The organism is Streptomyces sp. NPDC030183 (assembly GCF_055573455.1).
In genome coordinates this window covers 170429-195575 of the sequence record NZ_JBVIBK010000013.1, presented here as the reverse complement: position 1 = coordinate 195575, position 25147 = coordinate 170429, and the positions used below count along the sequence as shown (strand labels likewise).

At 70.8% G+C, this 25147-nt stretch carries 21 protein-coding genes and 1 pseudogene; 17 read left to right on the top strand and 5 right to left on the bottom strand.

Translation table 11 applies throughout. The annotated features are described in order from the left end of the window. Nucleotides 1–90 precede the first annotated feature (90 nt). The 5 genes and pseudogenes from dop (at nt 91) to prcA (ending at nt 4149) form a co-directional block, all read left to right on the top strand. The gene (gene dop, locus ACZ4Z2_RS17950) at nt 91–1602 is read left to right on the top strand and encodes a depupylase/deamidase Dop (RefSeq protein ID WP_468077016.1); all 1512 of its coding nucleotides are present in this window, start codon (nt 91–93) and stop codon (nt 1600–1602) included. A gap of 189 nt (nt 1603–1791) precedes the next feature. Then, on the top strand, nt 1792–2007 hold the full coding sequence (locus ACZ4Z2_RS17945) for a ubiquitin-like protein Pup (RefSeq protein ID WP_468077014.1): 216 nt from the start codon (nt 1792–1794) through the stop codon (nt 2005–2007). Nucleotides 2008–2040: 33 nt separating this feature from the next. Next, nucleotides 2041–2545: pseudogene (locus tag ACZ4Z2_RS17940) on the top strand (endonuclease VII domain-containing protein). Beyond that, a complete protein-coding gene (gene prcB, locus ACZ4Z2_RS17935) occupies nt 2497–3342 on the top strand; it encodes a proteasome subunit beta (protein ID WP_468077013.1) in 846 nt (281 codons plus the stop codon). The pseudogene ACZ4Z2_RS17940 and the gene prcB overlap by 49 nt, the downstream one beginning before the upstream one ends. 69 nt (nt 3343–3411) lie before the next feature. Then, nucleotides 3412–4149, top strand: a complete 738-nt coding sequence (prcA, locus tag ACZ4Z2_RS17930) for a proteasome subunit alpha (RefSeq protein ID WP_355391559.1) — start codon at nt 3412–3414, stop codon at nt 4147–4149. A 97-nt stretch (nt 4150–4246) separates the two neighbouring features. Here prcA and ACZ4Z2_RS17925 read toward each other — a convergent pair whose 3' ends face one another. Continuing rightward, entirely contained in the window at nt 4247–5260 is a 1014-nt protein-coding gene (locus tag ACZ4Z2_RS17925) for a LacI family DNA-binding transcriptional regulator (protein ID WP_468077010.1), read from the bottom strand. A 157-nt stretch (nt 5261–5417) separates the two neighbouring features. Here ACZ4Z2_RS17925 and ACZ4Z2_RS17920 point away from each other — a divergent pair, with 157 nt between their 5' ends. The 11 genes from ACZ4Z2_RS17920 (at nt 5418) to ACZ4Z2_RS17870 (ending at nt 17073) form a co-directional block, all read left to right on the top strand. Next, nucleotides 5418–6677, top strand: a complete 1260-nt coding sequence (locus tag ACZ4Z2_RS17920; RefSeq protein ID WP_468077008.1) for an MFS transporter — start codon at nt 5418–5420, stop codon at nt 6675–6677. A gap of 9 nt (nt 6678–6686) precedes the next feature. Beyond that, nucleotides 6687–8048: a Pup--protein ligase gene (pafA, locus tag ACZ4Z2_RS17915; protein ID WP_055517796.1), complete on the top strand. Its 1362-nt coding sequence runs from the start codon at nt 6687–6689 to the stop codon at nt 8046–8048. A gap of 166 nt (nt 8049–8214) precedes the next feature. Further along, the gene (locus tag ACZ4Z2_RS17910) at nt 8215–9210 is read left to right on the top strand and encodes an FKBP-type peptidyl-prolyl cis-trans isomerase (protein ID WP_468077006.1); all 996 of its coding nucleotides are present in this window, start codon (nt 8215–8217) and stop codon (nt 9208–9210) included. 61 nt (nt 9211–9271) lie between these two features. Continuing rightward, nucleotides 9272–9643: an FKBP-type peptidyl-prolyl cis-trans isomerase gene (locus tag ACZ4Z2_RS17905; protein ID WP_468077004.1), complete on the top strand. Its 372-nt coding sequence runs from the start codon at nt 9272–9274 to the stop codon at nt 9641–9643. A 147-nt stretch (nt 9644–9790) separates the two neighbouring features. Then, the gene (locus tag ACZ4Z2_RS17900) at nt 9791–10744 is read left to right on the top strand and encodes a helix-turn-helix transcriptional regulator (RefSeq protein ID WP_468077002.1); all 954 of its coding nucleotides are present in this window, start codon (nt 9791–9793) and stop codon (nt 10742–10744) included. Nucleotides 10745–10758: 14 nt separating this feature from the next. Next, nucleotides 10759–11850, top strand: coding sequence for a helix-turn-helix transcriptional regulator (locus ACZ4Z2_RS17895; protein ID WP_468077000.1), 1092 nt, complete (start codon nt 10759–10761; stop codon nt 11848–11850). Between the two features lie 71 nt (nt 11851–11921). Next, on the top strand, nt 11922–12182 hold the full coding sequence (locus ACZ4Z2_RS17890; RefSeq protein WP_468077108.1) for a hypothetical protein: 261 nt from the start codon (nt 11922–11924) through the stop codon (nt 12180–12182). A 10-nt stretch (nt 12183–12192) separates the two neighbouring features. Further along, complete coding sequence (locus ACZ4Z2_RS17885) at nt 12193–12387, top strand: hypothetical protein (protein ID WP_468076999.1); 195 nt, start codon at nt 12193–12195, stop codon at nt 12385–12387. A gap of 412 nt (nt 12388–12799) precedes the next feature. Then, entirely contained in the window at nt 12800–13084 is a 285-nt protein-coding gene (gene tatA / locus ACZ4Z2_RS17880) for a Sec-independent protein translocase subunit TatA (protein WP_468076997.1), read from the top strand. A gap of 50 nt (nt 13085–13134) precedes the next feature. Then, nucleotides 13135–14097 carry a twin-arginine translocase subunit TatC gene (gene tatC / locus ACZ4Z2_RS17875; RefSeq protein ID WP_468076995.1) on the top strand — a complete coding sequence of 321 codons (963 nt, stop codon included), beginning with the start codon at nt 13135–13137 and terminating at the stop codon, nt 14095–14097. 126 nt (nt 14098–14223) lie between these two features. Next, a complete protein-coding gene (locus ACZ4Z2_RS17870) occupies nt 14224–17073 on the top strand; it encodes a DEAD/DEAH box helicase (protein ID WP_468076993.1) in 2850 nt (949 codons plus the stop codon). A 152-nt stretch (nt 17074–17225) separates the two neighbouring features. Here the strand turns inward: ACZ4Z2_RS17870 and atzF are convergent, their stop codons facing one another. From atzF to ACZ4Z2_RS17850, 4 genes are all read right to left on the bottom strand, one after another. Further along, complete coding sequence (gene atzF, locus ACZ4Z2_RS17865; protein WP_468076991.1) at nt 17226–18896, bottom strand: allophanate hydrolase; 1671 nt, start codon at nt 18894–18896, stop codon at nt 17226–17228. 178 nt (nt 18897–19074) lie between these two features. After that, complete coding sequence (locus ACZ4Z2_RS17860; RefSeq protein ID WP_468076989.1) at nt 19075–22587, bottom strand: 5-oxoprolinase/urea amidolyase family protein; 3513 nt, start codon at nt 22585–22587, stop codon at nt 19075–19077. Further along, nucleotides 22584–23276 (bottom strand): urea amidolyase associated protein UAAP2, encoded by a 693-nt coding sequence (locus tag ACZ4Z2_RS17855; protein ID WP_468076987.1) that lies wholly within the window; start codon nt 23274–23276, stop codon nt 22584–22586. The genes ACZ4Z2_RS17860 and ACZ4Z2_RS17855 overlap by 4 nt, the downstream gene beginning before the upstream one ends. Beyond that, nucleotides 23273–24097, bottom strand: coding sequence for an urea amidolyase associated protein UAAP1 (locus ACZ4Z2_RS17850; RefSeq protein WP_468076985.1), 825 nt, complete (start codon nt 24095–24097; stop codon nt 23273–23275). Before ACZ4Z2_RS17850 ends, ACZ4Z2_RS17855 begins: the two co-directional genes overlap by 4 nt. 271 nt (nt 24098–24368) lie before the next feature. Between ACZ4Z2_RS17850 and ACZ4Z2_RS17845 the strand changes: the two genes are divergently transcribed. After that, entirely contained in the window at nt 24369–25007 is a 639-nt protein-coding gene (locus ACZ4Z2_RS17845; RefSeq protein WP_468076983.1) for a TetR/AcrR family transcriptional regulator, read from the top strand. The last annotated feature ends 140 nt before the right edge of the window (nt 25008–25147 follow it).

Below are 25147 nucleotides of genomic sequence, written 5' to 3'. Positions count from 1 at the left end.
TGCGGGGACGGGCACCGCACACGCACCGGAGCGCCAGCGGTACTTGAGCAGCGTCCCCGACCGAGGACGCCGCCGGGCAAGGAGGGCCGCATGACCGTACGGCGAGTAATGGGCATCGAGACGGAGTACGGGATCTCCGTCCCCGGTCACCCCAACGCCAATGCCATGCTCACCTCGTCCCAGATCGTCAACGCCTACGCCGCGGCGATGCACCGGGCCCGCCGGGCCCGCTGGGACTTCGAGGAGGAGAACCCGCTGAGGGACGCGCGAGGCTTCGACCTCGCCCGCGAGGCCGCCGACTCCAGCCAGCTCACCGACGAGGACATCGGCCTGGCCAACGTCATCCTCACCAATGGCGCGCGCCTCTACGTCGACCACGCACACCCCGAATACAGCGCCCCCGAGGTCACCAACCCCCGGGACGCCGTCCTCTGGGACAAGGCCGGCGAACGGATCATGGCCGAAGCCGCCGAACGGGCGGCCCAGCTCCCCGGCGCCCAGCCGATCCACCTCTACAAGAACAACACCGACAACAAGGGCGCCTCCTACGGCACGCACGAGAACTACCTGATGAAGCGGGAGACCCCCTTCTCGGACATCGTGCGCCACCTCACGCCCTTCTTCGTCTCCCGCCAGGTCTTCGCCGGCGCCGGACGCGTCGGCATCGGCCAGGACGGCCACGAGCACGGCTTCCAGCTCAGCCAGCGGGCGGACTACTTCGAGGTCGAGGTGGGCCTGGAGACGACCCTCAAGCGCCCCATCATCAACACCCGCGACGAGCCGCACGCGGACGCCGAGAAGTACCGCCGCCTCCACGTGATCATCGGCGACGCGAACCTCTCGGAGATCTCCACCTACCTGAAGCTGGGCACCACCGCCCTCGTCCTCTCCATGATCGAGGACGGCTTCATCGCCGTGGACCTGGCCGTCGACCAGCCCGTACGCACCCTCCACCAGGTCTCCCACGACCCGTCCCTGCAGCGCCTCATCACGCTCCGCAGCGGACGCACGCTGACCGCCGTGCAACTCCAGATGGAGTACTACGAGCTGTCGCGCAAGTACATCGAGGAGCGGTTCGGCGCGGACGCCGACGACCAGACCAAGGACGTCCTCAGCCGCTGGGAGGACACGCTCAACCGCCTGGAGCACGACCCCATGAGCCTCTCCGGCGAGCTCGACTGGGTCGCCAAGCGGGAACTCATGGAGGGCTACCGCCGCCGTGACGGCCTCGACTGGGACGCCGCGCGACTCCATCTGGTCGACCTCCAGTACGCCGACGTACGGGCCGAGAAGGGCCTCTACAACCGTCTGGTGGCCCGCGGCAAGATGAAGCGGCTCCTGGACGAGACGGAGGTCGAGCGGGCCCGTACGAAGCCGCCGGAGGACACCCGCGCGTACTTCCGCGGCCGCTGCCTGGAGCAGTACGCCGACGACGTCGCGGCCGCCTCCTGGGACTCCGTGATCTTCGATCTTCCGGGCCGGGACTCGCTCCAGCGGGTTCCAACCCTCGAACCCCTTCGCGGAACGCGAAATCACGTCAAGGAGCTCCTGGACCGCTGCCGCACGGCGGAAGACCTGGTCAGGGTCCTCTCCGGCAACTGAATCGGGCATCAATCGTGATCGGCCGGGCAGGGTGGAAACACCGCAGTCCGGGAATCATCGAGGTGGTTCCCGGACGTTGTGGAAACAACGGGGCCAATGTCAGACCGGGCTTGTAGGGTCTGATCATGACCGATCGGCAGGAAAGCCGACCTGCCGACCATGTCGGGCGAACTGAGCGGGGTGAGGGTTATGGCGACCAAGGACACCGGCGGCGGACAGCAGAAGGCCACCCGTTCCACCGAAGAGGTCGAGGAGGCTCCCGAGGCGCAGGCTTCGGACGACCTCAAGGAACGGCAGGAGAAGCTGAGCGACGACGTGGACTCGGTTCTGGACGAGATCGATGACGTCCTCGAGGAGAATGCCGAGGACTTCGTTCGAAGCTTCGTTCAGAAAGGCGGCCAGTAGCCTTCTAATCGAAGGCTATGGGGGCCGCTCACATTGGCAAGTGAAGACAGTGCGAAGTGTTGCCCGCGGTGCAAGGAGTCCAAGCCGCGGGCAGCCTTCGCCAGTAACAAGTCGGCCCGTGGAGACGCCTGAGGGGCACAAGTTCTGTCGGTGCTGCGGCCAGGTCAAGCCGCACAGTGAGTGGCATCGAGACGCAACGGCATCCGATGGCCTCTCGACACGTTGCAAGGCATGCCGGGCCGCCAAGGGGCGCGCAGGTCACCTGAAGCGCAACTACGGCCTCACCGAAGCCGAACGTGACGAGATGATCGCATCCCAGATGGGGCTCTGCGTGATCTGTTTGAAAGCCCCGGCCGTTCATGTGGATCACTGCCACAAGACGGGTAAGGTCCGAGGCGTACTGTGCTTCAACTGCAATTCGGCCATCGGCAAGTTGGGAGATGATCCCGACGCTGTTCGTCGGGCTGCCGCCTACTTGGAAGGATCCTCGTGGAAGCCAACACTCGTAGCACCGGGCGTCTACCAGCTGCCTTCCTGACGCCTGGGTCGTCCTCCTTCATGGACTTCCTGTCGGAGCACCAGCCGGAGCTGCTGCCCGGCAAGCGGCAGCTGCCGCCGACCCAGGGCGTGATCGAGGCCCCGCACGGCACGACGATCGTGGCCGTGACGTTCCCCGGCGGTGTGGTGCTCGCCGGTGACCGACGGGCCACGATGGGGAACATGATCGCGCAGCGGGACATCGAGAAGGTGTTCCCCGCGGACGAGTACTCGGCGGTGGGAATCGCCGGTACGGCCGGTCTGGCCGTGGAGATGGTCAAGCTGTTCCAGCTGGAGCTGGAGCACTTCGAGAAGGTCGAGGGGGCGCAGCTCTCGCTGGAGGGCAAGGCGAACCGTCTGTCGACCATGATCCGTTCCAACCTCGGCATGGCCATGCAGGGTCTGGCCGTGGTGCCGCTCTTCGCGGGCTACGACGTGGACCGTGCGAAGGGCCGCATCTTCTCCTACGACGTGACGGGCGGTCGTTCCGAGGAGAGCGGTTACGCGGCCACGGGATCGGGTTCGATCTTCGCGCGCGGTGCCATGAAGAAGCTCTTCCGCGAGGACCTGACCGAGGAGCAGGCCACGACGCTCGTGGTGCAGGCTCTGTACGACGCGGCTGACGACGACTCGGCGACCGGTGGTCCCGATGTCGCCCGCCGGATCTACCCGATCGTCACCGTGATCACCGAGGACGGCTTCCGTCGGCTGACCGACGAGGAGTCCTCCGGGATCGCCCGCTCGATCCTGGAGCGGCGTCTGGAGCAGCCCGACGGTCCGCGGGCCGCGCTGCTCTAGCCGGTCCGGCGCGGACGGCCCTCTTATCAAGGTGATCCAGTGACTTCGACAGAAAGGGACGGATAACCGGTGTCGACGCCGTTCTATGTCTCACCCCAGCAGGCCATGGCCGATCGGGCGGAGTACGCCCGCAAGGGCATCGCCCGTGGTCGCAGCCTGGTCGTGCTGCAGTATGCCGACGGCATCGTGTTCGTCGGCGAGAACCCGTCCCGTGCGCTGCACAAGTTCAGCGAGATCTATGACCGGATCGGTTTCGCGGCCGCCGGCAAGTACAACGAGTACGAGAACCTGCGGATCGGTGGTGTGCGCTACGCGGATCTGCGGGGTTACACCTATGACCGTGACGATGTGACCGCTCGCGGTCTCGCGAACGTCTACGCCCAGACGCTGGGCACGATCTTCTCCTCGGCGGCCGAGAAGCCGTACGAGGTGGAGCTGGTCGTGGCCGAGGTGGGGGAGACGCCCGAGGGCGACCAGATCTACCGGCTGCCGCACGACGGCTCGATCGTCGACGAGCACGGTTCGGTCGCGGTGGGGGGTAACGCGGAGCAGATCAGCAGCTATCTGGATCAGCGTCACCAGGACGGTATGTCGCTGGCGGAGGCGTTGAAGCTGGCGGTCCAGGCGCTGTCCCGGGACACCAACGGCACGCAGCGGGAGATCCCCGCCGAGCGGCTGGAGGTGGCGGTCCTCGACCGTACGCGTCCGCAGCAGCGCAAGTTCAAGCGCATCGTCGGTCGTCAGCTGGGCCGTCTGCTGGAGACGGACGGCGCGTCCACGGAGGCCGAGAGCTCCGAGGAGGAGTAGGTCAGGAGTTCAGCGGTAGCCCGCCCGTAGTGCGCCCCGGCCCACCCTGGCCGGGGCGCACGGCGTTGGAGGGGGCCGCTCGTCACGGAGGGCGCCCTCAGGTCCGTGCTGGTGCCGTGGAGCCCCGTACGACGAGCTCGACGGGAATGTCCCCCTCCTCGGGTGTGCGGCCCTCCAGGACGGCCAGGAGGGCCGCCATGCCGCGTTCTCCGAAGGTCTCCGCGTCGAGGCGGACGGTGGTGAGTTCGGGGTCGAGGGCGGTGGCGAGGCCGAGGTCGTCGACCCCGGTGACGGAGATGTCCTCGGGGATCCTGAGGCCGAGGCGCCGTAGCGCCTTGTACGCGCCGGCGGCGAGTTTGTCGTCGTCGCAGACGAGTGCGGTGGGCCGGGGTCCGGGTCCGGTCAGCGCGGCTTCGGTGGCGGCGAGGGCGCCCTCGATGGAGATGGGTGCGGCGGCGGTGCGCAGGGTGGTGCCGGCGACGGCGGCGACGCGTGCCGTGAGTTCCTGTGCGCGTACCTCGAAGGTCCAGGAGGGGACGTCGGCGGCGAGGTGCAGGAAGTGGCGGTGGCCGAGGGCGAGCAGGTGGTCGGCGACCTGTCGGGCTCCGTCGCGGATGTCGAGGTTGACGGTGGCGGCTCCGTGGCTGCCTCGGGGGTCGCTGTCCAGCATCACCAGGGGCAGCTGGTCGCCGCGGATGGCGCTGAGGGCGTCGGCGGCCATGGAGGAGGCGATGACGCCGTCGAGGGCGGCCTGGGCGGAGGCGAAGGGGTCGCGGGCGGGGCCGACGCCTTCGGGGGAGGGGTAGAGGACGACGCCGAAGCCGTGCTGGGCGGCGATTCTGGCGGCTCCGGTGTAGACGCCGCCGAAGAACTCGGTGGTGAGGGCGGGGACGACGAGGAGGACGGTGCGGGTGCGGCCGAGGCGGAGGTTGCGGGCGGCGAGGTTGGGGCGGTAGCCGAGTTCGCGGGCGGCTTCGCGTACGCGTTCGGCGGTGGTCTCGGAGACGCGTCCGCGCCATTTGTCGCCGAGGACGAGGGAGACGGCGGCCTGGGAGACTCCGGCGGCCTGGGCGACGTCACGGCTCGTGGGCCGTGTACTACCTCGTGCCACCGTGAGCGTGCTCCTTCGTGGGGCGGGTGTGTATGGACTCGTGGTCAGCGCTCATGGTACGTATGGCGGAGGACGTTATACGTAACACTTCCTCCGTCGGCTCCATCCGGACGGGCGGGAGCCGACGAGCCGACGAGTGTCGAACGAGGGGCGGAACATGGCTGCCGGATACCTGGAGATCCTCAGGGCGCGGCATGCCGCGCGTCTGCTGGCGGGCACGCTGGTGGGGCGGTTGCCGAACGCGACGGCCGCGATCGCCATCGTGCTGTTCGTGCGGGCGGAGGGCGGGACGTACAGCCTGGCGGGAGCGCTGGCCGCCGTGTACGGGGTGGCGAACGCGGTGGGGCAGCCGTTGCTGGGGCGGCTGGTGGATCTGCGCGGGCAGCCGCGGGTGCAGCTGCCCGCGGCGGTGGTGTCGGCGCTCGGGATGACCGTCTTCGCCCTCTCGGGCCTGGATCCGTTGCCGGTGGCGTATCTCGCGATGGCGGTCGCGGGGTTGTTCACGCCTCCGCTGGAGGGCGGGCTGCGGGCCCTGTGGTCGTCGGTCCTGCGGCGGGAGGAGCAGGTGCACACGGCGTACGCGATGGACGCGGTGGCCCAGGAGATCATGTTCACGGTGGGGCCGCTGCTGGTGACGCTGTGTGTGTCGCTGTGGTCCGCCGCGGCGGCGCTGGTCGTGCTCAGTGTCATCGGGGTGCTCGGCGCGCTGTGGGTGGTGGTCTCGCCGCCGTCGCGGGCCTGGCGGTCGGCGCCGCGGGAGGCGCACTGGCTGGGCGCGCTGCGTTCGCCGGGGATGCTGGTGCTGCTGGGCGCGTTCCTGTTCGTGGGCATGGCGCTGGGTTCGATCACCGTCGCGGCGGTGTCGTACGCGGACGGTCACGGCGGGGACGCGGTGTACGGCTGGCTGATGGCCGGGGTGGGGCTGGGCGCGCTCGTCGGCGGTACGGCGTACGGGGCGCGGCGGTGGAGCGGGCCGCCGGAGCGGCGGCTGCGGGTGCTGGTGGGGCTGCTGGCGGTCTGCTACGTGCCGCTGACGCTGACTCCGGGTCCGGTCGGGATGACGGGGCTGACGGCGCTCGCGGGTGTGTTCCTGGCGCCGGCGATCGCCTGCGGGTTCGTGCTGGTGGACCGGCACGCGCCGCGGGGGACGGTGACGGAGGCGTTCTCGTGGATCGTGACGACGTTCACCGTGGGCCAGTCGGCGGGTACGGCGGTGGCGGGACCGGTCGTGGAGTGGGGCGGGACGCTGTGGGGCTTCGTGGTGCCGGGTGCCGCGGGGGCCGTGTCGCTGCTGGTTCTGCTGGCGACGGGACGGGTTCTGGCTGTTCCTTCCGGGGGAGGGGTGGTAGCGCTCTCATCGGAAAATGATCCAAACCGTGCTGTCGAACCCCGTTTCAGGTCGGTGGATCGGGCGTAATGTTCAGTCATGGACCGCCGCATTTTCGGGCTGGAGAACGAGTACGGCGTCACGTGCACGTTCAGGGGACAGCGCCGTCTGTCTCCTGACGAGGTGGCGCGGTACCTCTTCCGCCGTGTCGTGTCATGGGGCCGCAGCAGCAATGTGTTTCTGCGGAACGGTGCCCGCCTCTATCTCGACGTGGGCTCGCATCCGGAATACGCGACACCCGAATGTGACAACGTGACCGAGCTGGTCACTCACGACAAGGCCGGCGAGCGCATTCTGGAAGGACTGCTGGTCGACGCCGAACGCCGCCTGCACGAGGAGGGAATCGCGGGCGACGTCTACCTCTTCAAGAACAACACCGACTCGGCGGGCAACTCGTACGGTTGCCATGAGAACTATCTGGTGGCGCGGCACGGGGAGTTCTCCCGGCTCGCGGACATCCTGATTCCGTTCCTGGTCACGCGGCAGTTGCTGTGTGGCGCGGGCAAGGTGCTGCAGACTCCGCGCGGTGCCGTGTACTGCGTGAGCCAGCGGGCGGAGCACATCTGGGAGGGCGTCAGCTCGGCGACGACGCGTTCCCGGCCGATCATCAACACGCGTGACGAGCCGCACGCGGACGCGGAGCGGTACCGCCGGCTCCATGTGATCGTGGGCGACTCGAACATGTCCGAGACGACCATGCTGCTGAAGGTCGGTGCCACCGACCTGGTGCTGCGCATGATCGAGGCCGGCACGGTGATGCGGGACCTGACGCTGGAGAACCCGATCCGGGCGATCCGCGAGGTCAGTCATGACATCACGGGCCGCCGCAAGGTGCGGCTGGCCAGCGGCCGGGAGGCGTCGGCGCTGGAGGTGCAGCGCGAGTACTTCGAGAAGGCCGTGGACTTCTGCGAGCGGCGCGGTATCCGTACGGGCACCGTGGAGCAGGTCCTGGAGCTGTGGGGTCGCACGCTGGACGCGATCGAGGCCGAGGACCTGGACCGGATCGGTACCGAGATCGACTGGGTGATGAAGTACAAGCTCATCGAGCGGTACCGGGCCAAGCACAACATGACCATGTCGCATCCGCGGGTCGCGCAGATAGACCTCGCGTATCACGACATTCACCGTCGTCGTGGGTTGTACTACCTCCTGGAGAGGAAAGGCCAAGCCGCCCGGATCTGCAATGACTTGAAGATCTTCGAGGGCAAGTCGGTGCCGCCGCAGACGACTCGGGCGCGGCTGCGCGGTGACTTCATCCGGCGGGCGCAGGAACAGCGCAGGGATTTCACGGTCGACTGGGTGCATCTGAAGCTCAACGACCAGGCACAGCGCACGGTGTTGTGCAAGGACCCGTTCCGTTCGGTGGACGACCGGGTGGAGAAGCTGATCGCGGGAATGTGAGCCGTAAAGTTCCGGGCGCGTCTCCCGCCGCCCAATTCGCCGGGGCGGGAGGCGGCTGAGTCGGAACGCAACGCGGGGCGCCGTACGTTTGCCGTACGGCGCCCTTCTCACGCCGTAGAGTTGCGCGCACGCATCCGACAAGATCGACCGATACGAGGCCCTCATCGTGCGCCGACGCTCACTCCTCATCGCTGTCCCCGCTGGACTGGCCACGCTCGCCGCCTGTGGCGACGACAAGTCCGACTCGGCCAAGGCCAGCAGCAGCCCCTCCGCGTCGGCGAGCGCGGCGAAGAAGCCGCCGAAGATCGTGGACGGTCCGCTGCCGGCGATCACGGCGGGGGTCAAGTTCGACGAGAAGCCGACCGTCGCGAAGGGCAGCGGGGAGCCGTCGAAGAACCTGGCGGTGAAGACGGTGATCGCGGGCACCGGCCGGACGGTCGCCGAGGGCGACTACATCCAGGCGAACTACCTGGGGCAGATCTGGAAGACGGCCAAGGTCTTCGACAACTCCTACGACCGCAAGACGCCGCTGGTGATCCAGCTGACCCCGCAGGGCATCATCGACGGCTGGCGCTATGGGCTGACCGGCAAGAAGGCGGGCAGCCGGGTCCAGATGGCCGTACCGCCGACCTGGGGCTACGGCACGCAGGGGAACGCCCAGGCGGGCATCAAGGGCGACGACACGCTGGTCTTCGTCGTGGACATCCAGAACACGTTCAACGCCAAGAGCTCCGCCAAGGGCAAGAACGTCCCGCAGACCGACGCGAAGCTGCCGAAGGTGAGCACGAACACCGACGGCAAGGCCCCCACGATCGACATCCCGAAGGTGGACCCGCCGACCGGTCTGTCCGCGACGTACATCATCGAGGGCGACGGCCCGGAGGTCGCCGCCGACGACAGCCTGCTCGTGCAGTACAAGGGCGTCATCTGGGACACCGGCAAGGAGTTCGACTCCTCGTACAGCCGGGACGCGCTGAGCTCGTTCGGGATGCAGCAGGTCGTCAAGGGCTGGCAGCAGGGCATGGCGGGCAAGAAGGTGGGCAGCCGCCTGCTGATCGTGATTCCGCCGAAGCTGGGTTACGGCGACACGCCGCCGAGTGGCAGCGACATCAAGAAGGACTCCACGATGGTCTTCACCGTGGACATTCTCGCGAAGATGTGAGTGCGCGGGATGCGAGACTGTCCCGCGTTGTCTTTTCGTACAAGAGCAGGAGCCTGAAGACGTGAGCATTGAGAAGCCCGAGATCGACTTCCCCGGTGGCGAGCCCCCGAAGGACCTTGAGATCAAGGACATCTGGGAGGGCGAGGGCCCGGTCGCGCAGGCGGGCCAGAAGGTCACCGTGCACTACGTGGGCGTGGCCTTCAGCACCGGCGAGGAGTTCGACGCCAGCTGGAACCGCGGTACGCCGTTCAGCTTCCCGCTCGGTGCCGGCCGCGTCATCAAGGGCTGGGACCAGGGCGTGCAGGGCATGAAGGTCGGTGGCCGCCGTCAGCTGACCATCCCGGCGCACCTCGCCTACGGCAACCAGAGCCCGACCCCGGCGATCAAGCCCGGCGAGACGCTGATCTTCGTGGTCGACCTGCTCGGGGTCTGATCACCGTACGACCGGAGCGGCCCGGTCCTGTGACCGGAGCCGACCACCTGGGGTCCATGCCTGTACGGGCATGGGCCCTCGGCTTTTGCCGCGACGCTCGGTAGCGGTACGGTCGTGCCGCAGAAGCACCCATAGGGAAGGGCGTCGATGGCCATTGCCAAGGCCGAGCGGTTGATGAACCTGGCGCTGTGTCTGCTGGGGACGCGCCGGCCGCTCAGCAAGCGCGAGCTGCGGGAGTCCATCGAGGCATACCTGGAAGCCGGGTCCGACGACTCCTTCAACCGCATGTTCGAGCGCGACAAGGACGATCTGCGCGAACTCGGCCTGGTCATCGAGACGGTGGAGAACCTGGACGGCGAGGTCGGCTACCAGGCCCGCCGGGACAGCAACAGCCTGCCGCCCATCACCCTCGACGCCGAGGAGGCCGCCGCCCTCGGACTCGCCGCCAAGGTGTGGCAGCAGGCCCGGCTCGCCGGAGCCGCCAGCGGCGCCCTGCAGAAGCTGCGCGCGGCCGGCCTGCCGGAGGACGTCGACCCGTACGAGGCGCACGGCGCGCTGGAGCCGCGCATCCCGGTGCACGAGGCCGCCTTCGAGCCGCTGATGCTGGCCTGCCGGGACCGTCGCCCGGTGGTGTTCGAGTACCGCAAGGCCACCGCCGCCCGCCCCGAGCCCCGCCATGTGGAGCCGTGGGCGCTGGAGTGCTGGCGCGGGCACTGGTACCTCGCCGGTTTCGACCGGGACCGGGGCGCCGAGCGGGTCTTCCGGCTGTCGCGGATCACCGGCAAGGTGCGCAACCGGGGCGGCGCCTTCACCGCCGAGGTCCCGGACGTCGTCACGGTGCGGGAGACGGTCGCGAGCTGGGCGGGGGAGACCGCCGACCGCTCCGCGCTGATCCGGCTGCGCGCCGGTGCCGGCTACCCGCTGCGGGCGAAGGCCACCGCCGTGCGGGAACTCGGTGACGGCTGGGACGAGTTGGAGATTCCGTACGGGCACGGTCTGGATGCCTGGCTGGTCGAGTTCGGGCCCGACGTGGTGGTCCTGGAGCCGGCCGAGCTGCGGGCCGACGTGGTGGACCGGCTGCGTGCCGTGGCCAAAGGCTGAGGGGACGTAAGAAAGTGGTGGGAAAACCGGCCCGGCCGGCGAACGCCATCGACCAGACCCGGCGGATGCTCTCCCTGGTCACGTATCTGCGCGAGCGTCCCGGCGCGCGGATCGAGGACGTGGCCCGCGCCTTCGGGATCACCGAGGACGAGCTGGTGTCGGACCTCGATGTGCTGCCCATGTGCGGGACCAGCTTCCGCGGCGGTGACCTGCTCGACATCGACACCGACGGTGAGCGGATCTGGTGGCACAACCCGGCCGCGCTCGGGGCGGAGGCCGCCGAGCCGCTGCGGCTGGCCGCCGACGAGGCCACCGCGCTGCTCGTGGCCGCCCGCGCGGTCGCCACGCTGCCCGGGCTGCGCGAGAGCGACCGGCAGGCGCTGCTGCGGGCCACCGCCAAGGTGGAGACGGCCGCGGGCGAGGCGGCCGGGGCCAGCTCCCGGCTGTCGGTGACCTTCGAGTCGGAGGGCGGTGTCTTCGCCGACGTCGACCGGGCGATCTCGGAGCGCCGCCGGCTGTGGATCCGCTACTACTCGCCGGCCCGCGACGAGGTCACCGAACGGGAGATCGACCCGATTCGCCTGGTCAGCGTCGGTCACACCTATGTCGAGGCGTGGTGCCGCCGCTCGGAGGCGCGCCGTACGTTCCGGCTCGACCGGGTCGCCGAGATCAAGATCCTCGACGAGCCGTCCGCGCCGCCCGAGATCGAGCTGCGGGACCTGTCCGAGGCGCTGGTGCAGCCCGCCGCGGAGGACCCGGAGGTCGTCGTCGAGGTCGGCCCCGGCGGGCGGTGGGTCGCCGAGTACTACCCCCACGACAGCGCCGAGGAACTGCCCGACGGCGGGCTGCGCATCACCCTGCGCACCCCGGACCCCGCCTCGCTGCGGCGGCTCGCGCTGCGGCTCGGGCCGGACGGCAGGATCGTCTCGCCCCAGGACCTGGCCGACAGCGCCCGCCGGGCGGCCCGTGAGGCCCTGGCGGCCTACGACGGGGTCACGTCGGCCTACGACGAGGCCGCGTCGGCGTACGACGGGCTCGACGCCCCGCTCGGTGCGCGCCGGGTAGTGCAGGAGCGGCAGTACGACAGGCAGGAGCAAGGGCTGTGAACGGCGGGCCGGTTGTGTCTGGTGTTGTGTCTGGTGTGCAGGGCGCGCAGGGTGTTCACGGCGTGCAGGAGATGTCCGCGGCGATCGCCTTCGCGGGCATGAAACGGGTCGTCGACGTGGTGTTCCGGGCCGGGTGCCCCGACTGCCGGGCCAATGTCGAACTCGGCGCGAACGCGCTGCGCCTGGCCATCGGTGCCAGCAGCAAGACCACGTTCTACTCCTTCACCTGCCCCGAGTGCGGGGTCGCCGTCCGCAAGCCGGCCGGGGAGCGCATCGTCGAGCTGTTGACCGGGGGCGGCGTGCGGACGCTGCGGCTGCATTCGCCGGGCTAGGGTCGTCGCTATGTTCTGGCCGATGTTCGCTGTCGCTGTGGGGTTCGTGGGGCTCGCCGTGCTGGGGGTGCTCGCCGTCCGGGTCTTCGTCGAGGCCCAGCGGCTGGGCCGCCAGGTCGCCGAGTCGGCGCGACGGATCAACCGGGCGGCGGAGGACCTGGAGCGGGCGGCGGCGAGCGCGGCCCGCTCCGTGGACGCGCTGTGAGCCGTCCGCCCCGTGCCGTGGGTCCGCGCTGTGAGTCGTCCGCCCGTGCCCGTGGGTCCGCGCTGTGAGTCGTCCGCCCGTGCCGCGGGCGGCGCTGTGAGCGGTCTGCCCGTGTCGTGGACGAGCCGTGGGGGACCGGCGGGTCTGCTGTGAGGTAAGGGCGTGTCCACTGTGAGACGCGAGCCTGTGCGGTTTGCGCCACTTCGCCCTGTCACCTTCATACCTTCGGCAGGTACGCTGCCTGTCGCGGCCCGGTGAACGAGGCCCTGGTCGCGCGAATCGGGAATACGCACAGGGATTGCCTCCGATTCACCCCTGAGCGTTACGATCGCTGCCAGTACGATCGTTCGGACACTTGTCCGACCGGTCGGACAGCCCCCACCCGCCGCCTCGGTGAAGAAGGTAGACAGCTATGGGTAGGCTCGGCCCCACCGAGATCATTCTGATCCTCGTCGTCATCATCCTGCTCTTCGGCGCGAAGAAGCTCCCCGACATGGCGCGCTCGCTCGGCAAGTCCGCCCGCATCCTCAAGAGCGAGGCCAAGGCCATGAAGAGCGAAGGCCATGAGGACACCACCACCTCCGCCGCGCCTCCGCACGCAGGCGACGCCCCGGCTCAGCGCACCATCCAGGCCGCGCCCGGTGACGTGACCAGCTCCCGCCCGGTCGCCGAGCCGACGGACACGACCAAGCGCTGACGCAGGGCCGGACGACGCTTCCGGCCTGCCGCACGAGATGAGGACGTGGGTTGCTCAAGTCTGCCCGCAAGACGGAGAAGGATCCCGAGGGGCGGATGCCCCTCGCGGAGCACTTGCGCGAGCTGCGAAACCGTCTGGTGAAGAGCCTGCTGGCGATCGTCGTGGCGACCGTCGTCGCAGCCCTCTTCTACAAGGACATCATCCAGTTCTTCACAGATCCCATCCTCCGCGCGGTGGGATGCGAATACTCCTTCGCCGAACTGGCGAAGAACACCAATGAAACGCAGTGCGCGCGCATCGTGCAGAACGGTCTGCTGAGCCCGTTCACCCTCGCCCTGACGGTCTCCCTGTCATCGGGCGTGGTGCTCGCCGCCCCGGTGTGGCTGTACCAGCTCTGGGCGTTCGTCGCTCCGGGTCTGCACCGGAACGAGAAGAAGTACGGCCTCGGTTTCGTGGCGGCGGGCTTCCCGCTGTTCGTCATGGGTGCCTACTTCGCGTACTGGTCGCTGCCCAAGATGGCCTCGGTGATGCTGGAGTTCTCCATCATCGGCAGCGACAACCAGCTCCCCCTCGACGATCTGCTGAATCTGATCATGCGGATGATCGTCGTCTTCGGCCTCTCCTTCGAGCTGCCGCTGCTGCTGGTGATGCTGAACTTCGGCGGGGTGCTCTCGGGCAAGAAGATGGCCGGCTGGTGGCGGGGCATGATCCTCGGCATCACCCTGTTCGCGGCGATCGCCACCCCCAGCACCGACCCCATCTCCATGCTGGCGCTGGCCGGTCCCATCTGGATCCTGTACTTCGCCGCGTCGGCCATCGCACTGGTCAACGACAAGCGCCGGGCCCGCGTCGAGGCCATGAAGCCGGCCGACGACGAGGCGTCCGAGCTGGATCTCACCCCCGAGGACATCGGAGAGGTCGAGGCCGTGTCGGTCAGCAAGGCGCTGCCGTCCCCGTCCCCGTCCCCCGAGACGGAACGCGACCGGATCAACGGCTACGACGACGTCACCTGACCCACCCGCGCGTCCGTGACGTGACGTACACGAACCGTCACGCACCAGGCATCGCAGGGCCGGGAGCGGCCGGGGCGCCCACGAGGCGCACCCGGCCGCTCCCGTGCGCGGGCCGTCATCCGGATAATGATCGTCCCGTTGTCAGTGGGGCCCGGTACGCTCGAAAGCACGATGACAGAGGATCTCTCACCGGCCGAGCGGTATGCGGCAGCACGTAGGCGCGCTGCCGAGCAGGCCACCGCGCTCGCCTCCTTCCGCGAGATGTACGACTTCGGTCTCGACCCCTTCCAGATCGAGGCCTGCCAGGCGCTCGAGGCGGGCAAGGGCGTCCTGGTGGCCGCCCCCACCGGCTCGGGCAAGACGATCGTCGGCGAGTTCGCCGTCCACCTCGCCCTGAAACAGGGCAAGAAGTGCTTCTACACGACACCCATCAAGGCCCTGTCGAACCAGAAGTACGCCGACCTGTGCCGCCGCTACGGCGCCGACCAGGTCGGACTCCTCACCGGCGACAACAGCGTCAACTCCGACGCCCCGGTGGTCGTGATGACCACCGAAGTCCTGCGGAACATGCTGTACGCGGGCTCCCAGACCCTCCGCGGCCTCGGCTACGTGGTCATGGACGAGGTGCACTACCTCTCCGACCGCTTCCGCGGCGCCGTGTGGGAAGAGGTGATCATCCACCTCCCCGAGTCGGTCACCCTCGTCTCCCTCTCGGCGACCGTCTCGAACGCCGAGGAGTTCGGCGACTGGCTGGACACCGTGCGCGGCGACACCGAGGTGATCGTCTCCGAGCACCGGCCCGTGCCGCTGTTCCAGCACGTGCTCGCCGGCCGGCGGATGTACGACCTCTTCGAGGAGGGCGAGGGCCACAAGAAGGCCGTCAACCCCGACCTCACACGCATGGCCCGCCTGGAGGCCAGCCGCCCCTCCTTCCAGGACCGCAGACGGGGCCGTGCCATGCGCGAGGCCGACCGTGAGCGCGAGCGCCGCCAGCGCTCCCGGATCTGGATCCCGAGCCGGCCGGAAGTCATCGAACGGCTCGACTCCGAGGGCCTGTTGCCGGCCATCACCTTCATCTTCAGCCGTGCCGCCTGCGAGGCCGCCGTCCAGCAGTGCCTGCACGCGGGCCTGCGCCTCAACGACGACGACGCACGCCTGCGGGTACGCGCCCTCGTCGAGGAGCGCACGGCGTCCATCCCCTCCGAGGACCTGCACGTCCTCGGCTACTACGAGTGGCTGGAGGGCCTGGAGCGCGGCATAGCGGCCCACCACGCGGGCATGCTGCCGACGTTCAAGGAAGTCGTCGAGGAACTCTTCGTACGCGGCCTGGTCAAGGCCGTGTTCGCCACCGAGACCCTCGCCCTCGGCATCAACATGCCCGCCCGCTCGGTGGTGCTGGAGAAGCTCGTCAAGTGGAACGGCGAGCAGCACGCCGACATCACCCCCGGCGAGTACACCCAGTTGACCGGCCGCGCCGGCCGCCGCGGCATCGACGTCGAGGGCCACGCCGTCGTGCTCTGGCAGCGCGGTATGAACCCCGACCACCTGGCCGGCCTCGCGGGCACCCGCACCTATCCGCTGCGCTCCAGCTTCAAGCCGTCGTACAACATGGCGGTCAACCTGGTCGAGCAGTTCGGCCGGCACCGCTCGCGGGAGCTGCTGGAGACGTCCTTCGCGCAGTTCCAGGCCGACAAGTCCGTCGTCGGCATCTCCCGGCAGGTGCAGCGCAACGAGGAAGGGCTCGCGGGCTACAAGGAGTCCATGACCTGCCACCTCGGGGACTTCGAGGAGTACGCCCGCCTCCGGCGCGAGCTGAAGGACCGCGAGACCGAGTTGGCCAAGCAGGGCGCGGCCCAGCGGCGCGCCGAGGCTGCCGTGGCCCTGGAGAGGCTCAAGCCGGGCGACGTCATCCATGTCCCGACCGGCAAGTACGCCGGTCTCGCGCTGGTGCTGGACCCGGGCCTGCCCGCCGGGCGGTCCAACGGCCACCGGGGTTTCGAGTACCACGACGGGCCCCGCCCGCTGGTGCTCACCGCCGAGCGGCAGGTCAAGCGGCTGGCGTCCATGGACTTCCCGGTGCCGGTCGAGGCGCTGGAGCGGATGCGGATCCCCAAGTCCTTCAACCCCCGCTCACCGCAGTCCCGCCGGGATCTGGCGTCCGCGCTGCGCACGAAGGCCGGGCACCTGGTGCCCGACCGGCACCGCAAGCGGCGGTCCGCCGCCGCCGACGACCGTGAGATCGCCCGGCTGCGCGCAGAGCTGCGCGCCCACCCGTGCCACGGGTGCAACGACCGTGAGGACCACGCCCGCTGGGCCGAGCGCTACTACCGGCTCAAGCGGGACACCTCGCAGCTGGAGCGCCGTATCGAGGGCCGCACCAACACGATCGCGCGCACCTTCGACCGCATCGTCGCGCTCCTGACCGAGCTGGACTATCTGCGGGGCAACGAGGTCACCGAGCACGGCAAGCGGCTCGCCCGGCTCTACGGCGAGCTGGATCTGCTGGCCAGCGAGTGCCTCCGGGCGAGCGTGTGGGAGGGGCTCGGCCCCGCTGAACTCGCCGCCTGTGCCTCCGCGCTGGTCTACGAGGCCCGGGTCGGGGACGACGCGATGGCGCCGAAGCTGCCCTCCGGAGCCGCCAAGGCCGCGCTCGGCGAGATGGTGCGGATCTGGGGGCGGCTGGACGCGCTGGAGGAGGAGTTCCGGATCACCCAGAGCGAGGGCGTCGGACAGCGTGAGCCGGACCTCGGCTTCGCCTGGGCCGCGTACATGTGGGCCTCCGGGAAGGGGCTCGACGAGGTGCTGCGCGAGGCGGACATGCCGGCCGGTGACTTCGTGCGGTGGTGCAAGCAGGTGATCGACGTGCTGGGGCAGATCTCCGCGGCCTCCCCTCCGGGGTCGACCGTGGGGAAGAGCGCGCGCAAGGCGGTCGACGGGTTGCTGAGAGGGGTTGTGGCCTACTCCTCCGTGGGGTGACGCCCTCTGAGGGATGGCGGGGACGCCTGGCGGGGGTGGGGTGCGGGTGGTTCGGCGGGTGCGGGGGCTGGGTGCATGGTCGCGTAGATCCCCGCGCCCCTGGCTGCTCCGGGGGGCGTGAGGCGCTCCAGGTGACCCTTTGCGGACGCGACCTAGGGTTCCCCGCGTGTCAGGTAGGACCTCCAGCCGCCGTACGGGGTGATGTCCTCGGCGTCGTGCAGGGCTGTCGGCTCGCAGAGGAAGCCGGGGGTTCTCGTGCCGTCGGCCAACTGCACGCTGCCCAGGGCCATCGGGTGGGGGAGTGCCGACAGGAGGCGGCCGAGGCCCTCTGCCGGGAGGCGCCAGATCTCCGTCTCGATGGGGGCGCCGCCCTCGCCGACATGGACCAGGCCCGGCTTCGGCGGGGTCGTGCGCAGGGCGTGGAGACGAAAGACCGGGGCGGTGGTCGTCGTCCGCTCCAGGCGGGCGCCCAGGGCGAGGAGCTGGGGGTTCAGCGGCTGGCCCGAGAGGTGGGCGCCGACCACCGCCAGCCGGGTCTCCGGCTGGAGGAGCGCGGCGATCCGGGCCAGACGCTCGTCCGTGAACGCCGGGCCGATCAGCATCACACCGAAGGGCAGGCCGTTCACTTCGCCCGCCGGGACGGCGACGGCCGCCAGGTCGAACAGGTTCGTGGAGTTGGTGAAGCGCCCCAGACGGGCGTTGGCGCCCAGCGGGTCCGCGGCGATGTCGGCGAGGGTCGGGTGGCCAGGGACCGTCGGCAGCAACAGGGCGTCCGCGTCGGCCAGTTCCGCGAGGGCGTGGGCGCGCAGGACGGCCAGCCGTTCCTGGTCGGCGAAGAGCTGGTGGGCCGGGACGTCACGGGCACGGTTGATGATGCCGGCCACGGTGGGATCGAGGGACTCCACACCATCGGCGAGCGCTTTGTCGACGAAACCGCCGACTGCCGTGTAGCGCTCCGCCACGAACGCGCCCTGGTACAGCATGGCGGCCGCCTCGGTGAACGGGGTGAGATCGAGGGCGCGGATCTCCGCCCCCGCGGCGCACAGGCGCGCCACCGCCGCCTCGTACGCCTGGGCCCAGCCCTCGTCCAGTTCGCCGAGCTGCTCGCGGGCCGGGACGGCGACCCGCCAGGGCCCCGGGGTGCGCTGGGGGAGTGCCGGGAGAGTGCGGGGCGGCGGCGAGGACATGTGGGCCAGGGCCTGCTCGGCCTCCGGGAGGGTGCGGGCGAACACCGTCACACAGTCGATGGAGGCGCAGGCCGGGACCACGCCGGCGGTGGGGACCAGGCCCCGGGTGGGCTTCAGGCCGACGATGCCGTTGAGGGCGGCGGGGACGCGGCCGGAGCCCGCCGTGTCCGTGCCGAGGGCGAGGTCGACGATGCCGAGGGCCACGGCCACGGCAGAACCGGAGCTGGAACCGCCGCTGATCCTGGACGGGTCGTGGGCGTTGCGGACGGCGCCGTAAGGGGAACGGGTGCCGACGAGGCCGGTGGCGAACTGGTCGAGGTTGGTGGTGCCCAGCACGATCGCGCCGGCCTCGCGGAGGCGGGCGACCACCGGCGCGTCAGCGTCCGGTGTGTACGCGTAGGCCGGGCAACCGGCGGTCGTGGGCAGGCCGTGGACGTCGATGTTGCCCTTGACGGCGAGGAGGCGGCCGGCGAGGGGCAGGCGCTCACCCGCGGCGAGACGGGCGTCCACGGCCCTCGCCTCCGCCTCGACCTCCGGGCGGGGCCGCAGGTCGATCCACACCTCGGGGCGGTTCACGGCGTCGATCCGCGCGTAGGCGAGGCGGACCCGGGTCAGGGTCGGTGACGGGTGCGGCATCTGTGCTCCTGGGCTGGGACGATCCGTCGGCGTGCGGGGCGGAGGCGGGTCGGGTGGTGTGCGGGGCGAGACGGGTCGGGCGGTGCACGGTCACGGGGGCGGGGTGGTGTACGGGGCGAGGCCGGTCGGGTGGTGCACGGTCACGGGGGGCGGGGTGGTGTGCGGGGGCGGGGCCGGGTCAGGCGGTGTCGGGGGTCAGGACCAGGAGGGGGGTGCCCGCCTGGACCTGGGCGCCCGGGGCGGTCAGTGTCTCGTGGACCACGCCGTTCACCGGGGAGTGGACGCGGGACTCCATCTTCATGGCCTCCAGGGTCAGCAGTGGCCGGCCGGTGGTCACCCGGTCGCCGGGCCGGACGTGGAGCTGCCACACCGACGCGGCGAACTCCGCCTCGATCACCCGGCCGCCCTCCGGGACGTCGATCTCCGCCGGAGGTGCCGGCGCGGCGGTCGCGGCCTCCGCCCGGGCGAACTCGCCGGCGGCCTCCCAGGCGGCTCGCTCCGCGGCGAAGGCCGACTGCTGCCGGGACCTGAACTCGGCTATGGAGTCGGCGTGGTCGGCCAGGAACCGCTCGTACTCGGCGAGGGAGAACACGCCCTCCTCGATCCGCGGGACGAAGCGGCCGGAGACGATGTCGGCCCGCAGCTCGAGGAGTTCGTCCGCGTCGACCGGATACCACTTCACGCGGTCGAAGAAGCGCAGCAGCCAGGGGGAGCCCGTCTCGAAGGCGCCGCGCTGCTGCCACGCGGACCACACCTGCGTCGTGCGGCCCACGAACTGGTAGCCGCCGGGGCCCTCCATGCCGTAGACGCACAGGTACGCGCCGCCGATCCCCACCGAGTTCTCGGCGGTCCAGGTGCGCGCCGGGTTGTACTTCGTCGTCACCAGACGGTGGCGGGGGTCGAGCGGGGTCGCCACCGGCGCGCCCAGATACACGTCGCCCAGGCCCAGCACCAGGTATTCGGCGGCGAACACCGTGTCGTACACGTCCGCCACCGACTCCAGGCCGTTGACGCGGCGGATGAACTCGATGTTCCACGGGCACCAGGGAGCGTCGTCACGGACCCCGGCCATGTAGCGGGCGATGGCCTCGCGGGTCGCGGGATCGTCCCAGGACAGCGGGAGGTGGACCGTGCGGGAGGGGACGACCAGCTCGTCCGCCGGGGGCAGCGAGGAGACGATCTCCCGTACGGCGGCGAGGAGTCGGGGTGCGGGCAGCCGCGCGGGGTCCGTGCGGATCTGGAGGGAGCGGATGCCGGGGGTGAGGTCACCGACGCCGTCGAGGCCCGCCTCGGCAACCGCCTCCATCAGGGCGTGTACCCGCATCCGCAGGCCCAGGTCCAGCTGCATGGGGCCGAACTCGACCAGCAGGTTGTCGTCACCGCTGCGGCGGTACGTCACCTCGCCGTCCCGGGCCAGTACGCCGCCGTCGACGATCGCGGGGCGGGGCGAGGCGTCGTCGGCGGCGGGCAGGAAGCGGACCGTGTCGCCCGGGCGGAGCTGGCCCAGCTTCCAGCGTTCCGCGGAGATCACCGTCGCCGGGCAGACGAAACCGCCCAGCGAGGGGCCGTCGGGGCCGAGCAGCACCGGCATGTCGCCGGTGTAGTCGACGGCGCCGACGGAGTACGGGGTGTCGTGGATGTTGGACGGGTGCAGACCCGCCTCGCCGCCGTCCGTCCGCGCCCAGCGGGGCTTCGGACCGACCAGCCGCACACCGGTGCGGGCCGAGTTGAAGTGGACCTCCCAGTCGGCGGCGTAGAACTCGTGGATGTCCTCCTCGGTGAAGAACTCCGGTGCCGCGTGCGGGCCTTCGAGAGCGGCCACCTGCCAGACCGAGCCGAACGCCGGGCGGGCCCCGGCCGGTACGGGGCGGCCCTCGACGACCCCTCCGCCGTGCAGCACGTCGCCCGTCCGCAGCTCCCGGCCGCCGTGGCCGCCGAAGCGACCGAGGGTGAAGGTCGCCGCGCTGCCGAGGAACGCCGGCACGTCGAGGCCCCCGGCGAACAGCACGTAGGTGCGCAGCCCGTGTTCGGTGGGGGCGCCGACCGCGAGGACGGCTCCGGCGGGCACCGTCACCGGCTCCCACTGCGGGACGGGTGAGCCGTCCACGGTCACCGGGGCCGGAGCGCCCGTCACACACACCGTGGTGGCGTGGGTGAAGCGCAACGACGGCCCCCGCAAGGTGCATTCGAGGCCCGGAGCGCCCTCGGGGTTGCCGAGCGCCGTGTTGCCCAGGCGGAAGGACAGGTCGTCCATGGGCCCGCAGGGCGGTACGCCGACCTGCCAGTAGCCGGTGCGGCCGGGCCAGTCCTGCACCGTGGTGAGGGTGCCGCCGGAGATCACCTCGATACGGGGCGTCGGGTCGCTCACGGTCGCGAGCGTGGCCGTGGAGTGGGTGGCCCGCCGCAGGTCCGGGTCCCGCAGCGCGGCCCTGAGCAGGCCCAGGTTGGTCTCGATGCCGTCGATCCGGGTCCGGGACAGCGCCTCGTCGAGCCGGCGCAGGGCGTGGGCGCGGTCGGGGCCGTGGGCGACGACCTTGGCGAGCATCGGGTCGTACGACGTGGTCACCTCGGTGCCGGTCTCCACCCAGCCGTCCACGCGGACGCCGCCAGGGAACTCCACCCGGGTCAGCAGGCCCGCGCTCGGCCGGTGCCCGCGGGAGGGGTCCTCGGCGTAGATCCGCGCCTCGACGGCGTGACCGCGGGGTGCGCCCGGCTCCTGGACGGCGTCCGCCTCGCCGCGCGCCAGGCGCAGCATCCAGGCGACGAGGTCGACGCCGTAGATCTCCTCGGTGACCGGGTGTTCCACCTGGAGGCGGGTGTTGACCTCCAGGAAGTAGGCCTCCCCGCGTTCCGGGTCGTACACGAACTCGACGGTTCCGGCGGAGCGGTAGCGGACGCTCGCGCACAGGTCGCGCGCCGAGGCGGTGAGCCGTTCGCGGACGGCGGCGGGCAGACCGGGGGCCGGGGCCTCCTCGACGACCTTCTGGTTGCGGCGCTGGAGGGAGCAGTCGCGGTCGCCGAAGGTGACGACACGGCCCTCGCCGTCTCCGAACACCTGCACCTCGACATGGCGGGCGTGCTCGACGAGGCGTTCGAGGAAGACGCCGGCGGAGGAGAAGGAGGCGGCGGCGACCCGCTGCACCCGCTCCCACGCCTGCGACAGTTCGGCGGCGGAGCGGCAGGCCGACATACCGATGCCGCCCCCGCCGCCGGTGGCCTTCAGCATCACCGGGTAGCCGATCGCCTCGGCGCGGTCGAGGGCCTCGTCGAGGGAGGCGAGCAGCCCGGTGCCGGGCAGCAGCGGGACGCCCGCGGCCTCGGCGGCGGCCCGCGCGGTGTGCTTCGCCCCGAACAGCTCCAGCTGATCGGGGGTGGGTCCCACGAACACGATCCCGGCGTCCGCGCAGCGGCGGGCGAAGGCGGCGTCCTCGGAGAGGAAGCCGTAGCCGGGGTGGACGGCGCCCGCGCCCGCGTCCTTGCCCGCTCTCAGTACCAGGTCGGCGTCGAGGTACGACTGCTGCGCCGGCGCCGGGCCGAGCCGTACCGCCGTGTCGGCGAGGCGGACGTGGGGCGCGGCGCGGTCGGCGTCGGAGTACACGGCGACCGTGCGCAGCCCCAGTTCGCGGGCGGTACGGATGACTCGCACGGCGATCTCGCCCCGGTTGGCGATCAGCAGGGTGTCGAAGGTCATGCCGGGCCCCTTCCCGGGGTGGGTTCGGGGGCGGTGGAGTCCGGGGGCGGGGTGGCGGTGCCTTCCGTGGGCGGGGCGGCGGTGGCTTCGGGGGAGGGTGGGCCGAGGGTCATCTCGACGGCCGTCGGCTCGAAGCCGTTGCAGGGGTTGTTGATCTGGGGGCAGTTGGAGACCAGGACGAGCACGTCGCGCTCGGCGCGCAGGGTCAGGGACAGTCCCGGCGCGGAGATGCCGTCGACGATGCCGAGGGTGCCGTCCTTCTCGACCGGCACGTTCATGTACCAGTTGATGTTCGACACGAGGTCGCGTTTGCCGAGGCCGTGCTTCGCGCCCTCCGCGAGGAAGTTGTCCACGCACGCGTGCTGCGACCAGGTGTGGTGCCCGTACCTCAGGGTGTTCGACTCCTTCGAGCAGGCGCCGCCCACGGTGTCGTGGCGACCGACGTCGTCGGCGACCACCGTCATCAGCGGGGTGTGCTCGTTGGACATCAGCACGCTGCCGGTGGTGAGGAAGATGCCGCCCTGCGCATGGATGGTGTCGGGGGCGCTGTAGCGGACGGCCGTGTCATGGGCGTCGTACACGAGGAAGTCGACGGCCTGGTTGCCGTGCAGGTCGGTGATGGTGAGAGTCTCGCCGGCCGGCACGACGGCGGACCAGGCGGCGCGGGCCGGAACGACCACGGTCGTCATGCGATCCCCCTCGCGGTGCGGAACTCGGCGGTGTTGAGGAAGGCCCGCCGGCCCTCCGGGGTGGCGTTCCACAACGGGTCGTCCGGCTCGGTCGCCCGGGCCCGCCAGGCGAGCACCTCCAGAGCGGTGCTCACGTACTCGGTGCGCGGATCGGCCGGATGCGGGACGTTGGCGATGAGCACGGTCACGTCCTGCTCGGTGCGCAGGGTGACGCCGGCGCCGGGGCCGGCGGAGCCGGTGAAGTCGAGGGTGCCGTCGTCGCGTACCTCGACGCCCTGGAAGAACGAGAGGGAGGGCGGCAGGTCGCGGGGGCCGAGGCCGTTCTTCGCGGCGGCGAGCTTGAACAGTTCGCGTCCGGCGGGGGAGGGGGACTGCGGGCTGCCGTCGCCGTAGCGGGCGGTGTTGCGCGCGAGGGTGGAGGTGCCGCACAGCGCGTCGTGCCGGCCGGAGGTGTCGGCGACCAGGGAGGCGAGGACACGGCCCTGGTCGGACAGGAGCAGGACGCCCTCGCCGAGGTAGGCGTTCCACTGGACCTTGACCGTGTCGGCGACGTTCAGCCGCTCCCACGGGCGGTCGGCGGCGTACAGCAGGACGTGGGCGCAGGCGTCGCCGTGCGGGTCCGTCAGACGCAGTTCCGTGCCGCGGGCCAGCACCTTGTGCGTGTAGTTGCCGCCCGCGACCGTCTCGGCCCACACCAGGGGGCCGACGTCGTCGGGCGGTGCGGGCCAGTCGCTCGCCGGGACCACCGGCATCGCCTCGGCACGGGTGCCCTCCTGGGCGCGGGCATGATCGCGTGCTCCGTACGTGGTCGCTGTCGCCATGGCGGACCTCCGGGTGCGGCGCTTGTTTCTGTCGTGCGACAGAAATTAGGCGGGGGTCGGGTCGGCGCCGTGTCCCGGGCGTTGCGGGGTGGTTACCGACACCTCACGGTGCTCGTGCGGTGTGTGCCGGTGACGGCCCATGCGGGGGGCGTGTGTCCGGGGATGGGCGACGCACCTGGCGTGTGTACGGGGAACGGATGCGCGGCGTGGGTGACCGGGGCGTCGTCGGCGCCCGAGGGGGTGTCGCGGTGCGTGTGCGAGGATCGAACGCATGGGAAGCGCGGGCGGCGGTACGGGCGGGCGGCGGGTCGGCAGGCCCAGGGCCGCGCAGCGGCCGGAGAGCGGGCTGTCGCCGCGCGACGAACTCCTCGCGGCGGCGGCCGAGTTGTTCACCACGCGCGGCTACGCCGCCACGACAACGCGGGCGGTGGCCGAGCGGGCCGGGATGCGTCAGGCGTCCATGTACCACTACGTCTCCGGCAAGGAGGAGTTGCTCGCCGCGCTCCTGGAGTCGACGGTGACACCGTCCCTGGCGTACGCCCGTGAACTGCTCGCCCGGGACGCCGGTCCGGCCGAGGGGCGGCTGTGGGAGCTGTGCCGCGCGGACGTGGAGCTGCTCTGCGGCGGCCCGTACAACCTCGGTGGGTTGTACCTCCTGCCCGAGGTCCGCGCCGAGCGCTTCGCCGGCTTCCATGCCGTACGGGCCGAACTCAAGGACGCCTACCGCCAGTTGATCGCGGCGACGGCCGTGGGTGGGGCGCTCGCCAAGAGTGAGCTGGAGCTGCGGACCGACCTCGTGTTCGGGCTGATCGAGGGGGTCATCCTCGTGCACCGCTCGGACCCGGACCGCCGGGTGCCCGCGTTCGCCGAGGCGACGGCGGACGCCGCCCTCCGTATCGTCGGCGCCTGACGATCGTCGGCACCTGAACCTTGTGGGCGTGACTCTCCGGGCCTGAGCCTGCCGGGCGTGAGCCTTCCAGTGCCTTCGCACACACGTTCCTCGTCACACTGTGCGTTCGAGTCGCGCCTGAGCGTGTAAACGACCAGAGC

Coding starts and splice junctions, on each gene's coding strand:
- dop (WP_468077016.1), top strand. CDS start 91: ATGACCGTACGGCGAGTAATGGGCATCGAGACGGAGTACGGGATCTCC.
- ACZ4Z2_RS17945 (WP_468077014.1), top strand. CDS start 1,792: ATGGCGACCAAGGACACCGGCGGCGGACAGCAGAAGGCCACCCGTTCC.
- ACZ4Z2_RS17920 (WP_468077008.1), top strand. CDS start 5,418: ATGGCTGCCGGATACCTGGAGATCCTCAGGGCGCGGCATGCCGCGCGT.
- pafA (WP_055517796.1), top strand. CDS start 6,687: ATGGACCGCCGCATTTTCGGGCTGGAGAACGAGTACGGCGTCACGTGC.
- ACZ4Z2_RS17900 (WP_468077002.1), top strand. CDS start 9,791: ATGGCCATTGCCAAGGCCGAGCGGTTGATGAACCTGGCGCTGTGTCTG.
- ACZ4Z2_RS17890 (WP_468077108.1), top strand. CDS start 11,922: ATGTCCGCGGCGATCGCCTTCGCGGGCATGAAACGGGTCGTCGACGTG.
- ACZ4Z2_RS17885 (WP_468076999.1), top strand. CDS start 12,193: ATGTTCTGGCCGATGTTCGCTGTCGCTGTGGGGTTCGTGGGGCTCGCC.
- tatA (WP_468076997.1), top strand. CDS start 12,800: ATGGGTAGGCTCGGCCCCACCGAGATCATTCTGATCCTCGTCGTCATC.
- ACZ4Z2_RS17870 (WP_468076993.1), top strand. CDS start 14,224: ATGATCGTCCCGTTGTCAGTGGGGCCCGGTACGCTCGAAAGCACGATG.
- atzF (WP_468076991.1), bottom strand. CDS start 18,896: ATGCCGCACCCGTCACCGACCCTGACCCGGGTCCGCCTCGCCTACGCG.
- ACZ4Z2_RS17860 (WP_468076989.1), bottom strand. CDS start 22,587: ATGACCTTCGACACCCTGCTGATCGCCAACCGGGGCGAGATCGCCGTG.
- ACZ4Z2_RS17855 (WP_468076987.1), bottom strand. CDS start 23,276: ATGACGACCGTGGTCGTTCCGGCCCGCGCCGCCTGGTCCGCCGTCGTG.
- ACZ4Z2_RS17850 (WP_468076985.1), bottom strand. CDS start 24,097: ATGGCGACAGCGACCACGTACGGAGCACGCGATCATGCCCGCGCCCAG.
- ACZ4Z2_RS17845 (WP_468076983.1), top strand. CDS start 24,369: ATGGGAAGCGCGGGCGGCGGTACGGGCGGGCGGCGGGTCGGCAGGCCC.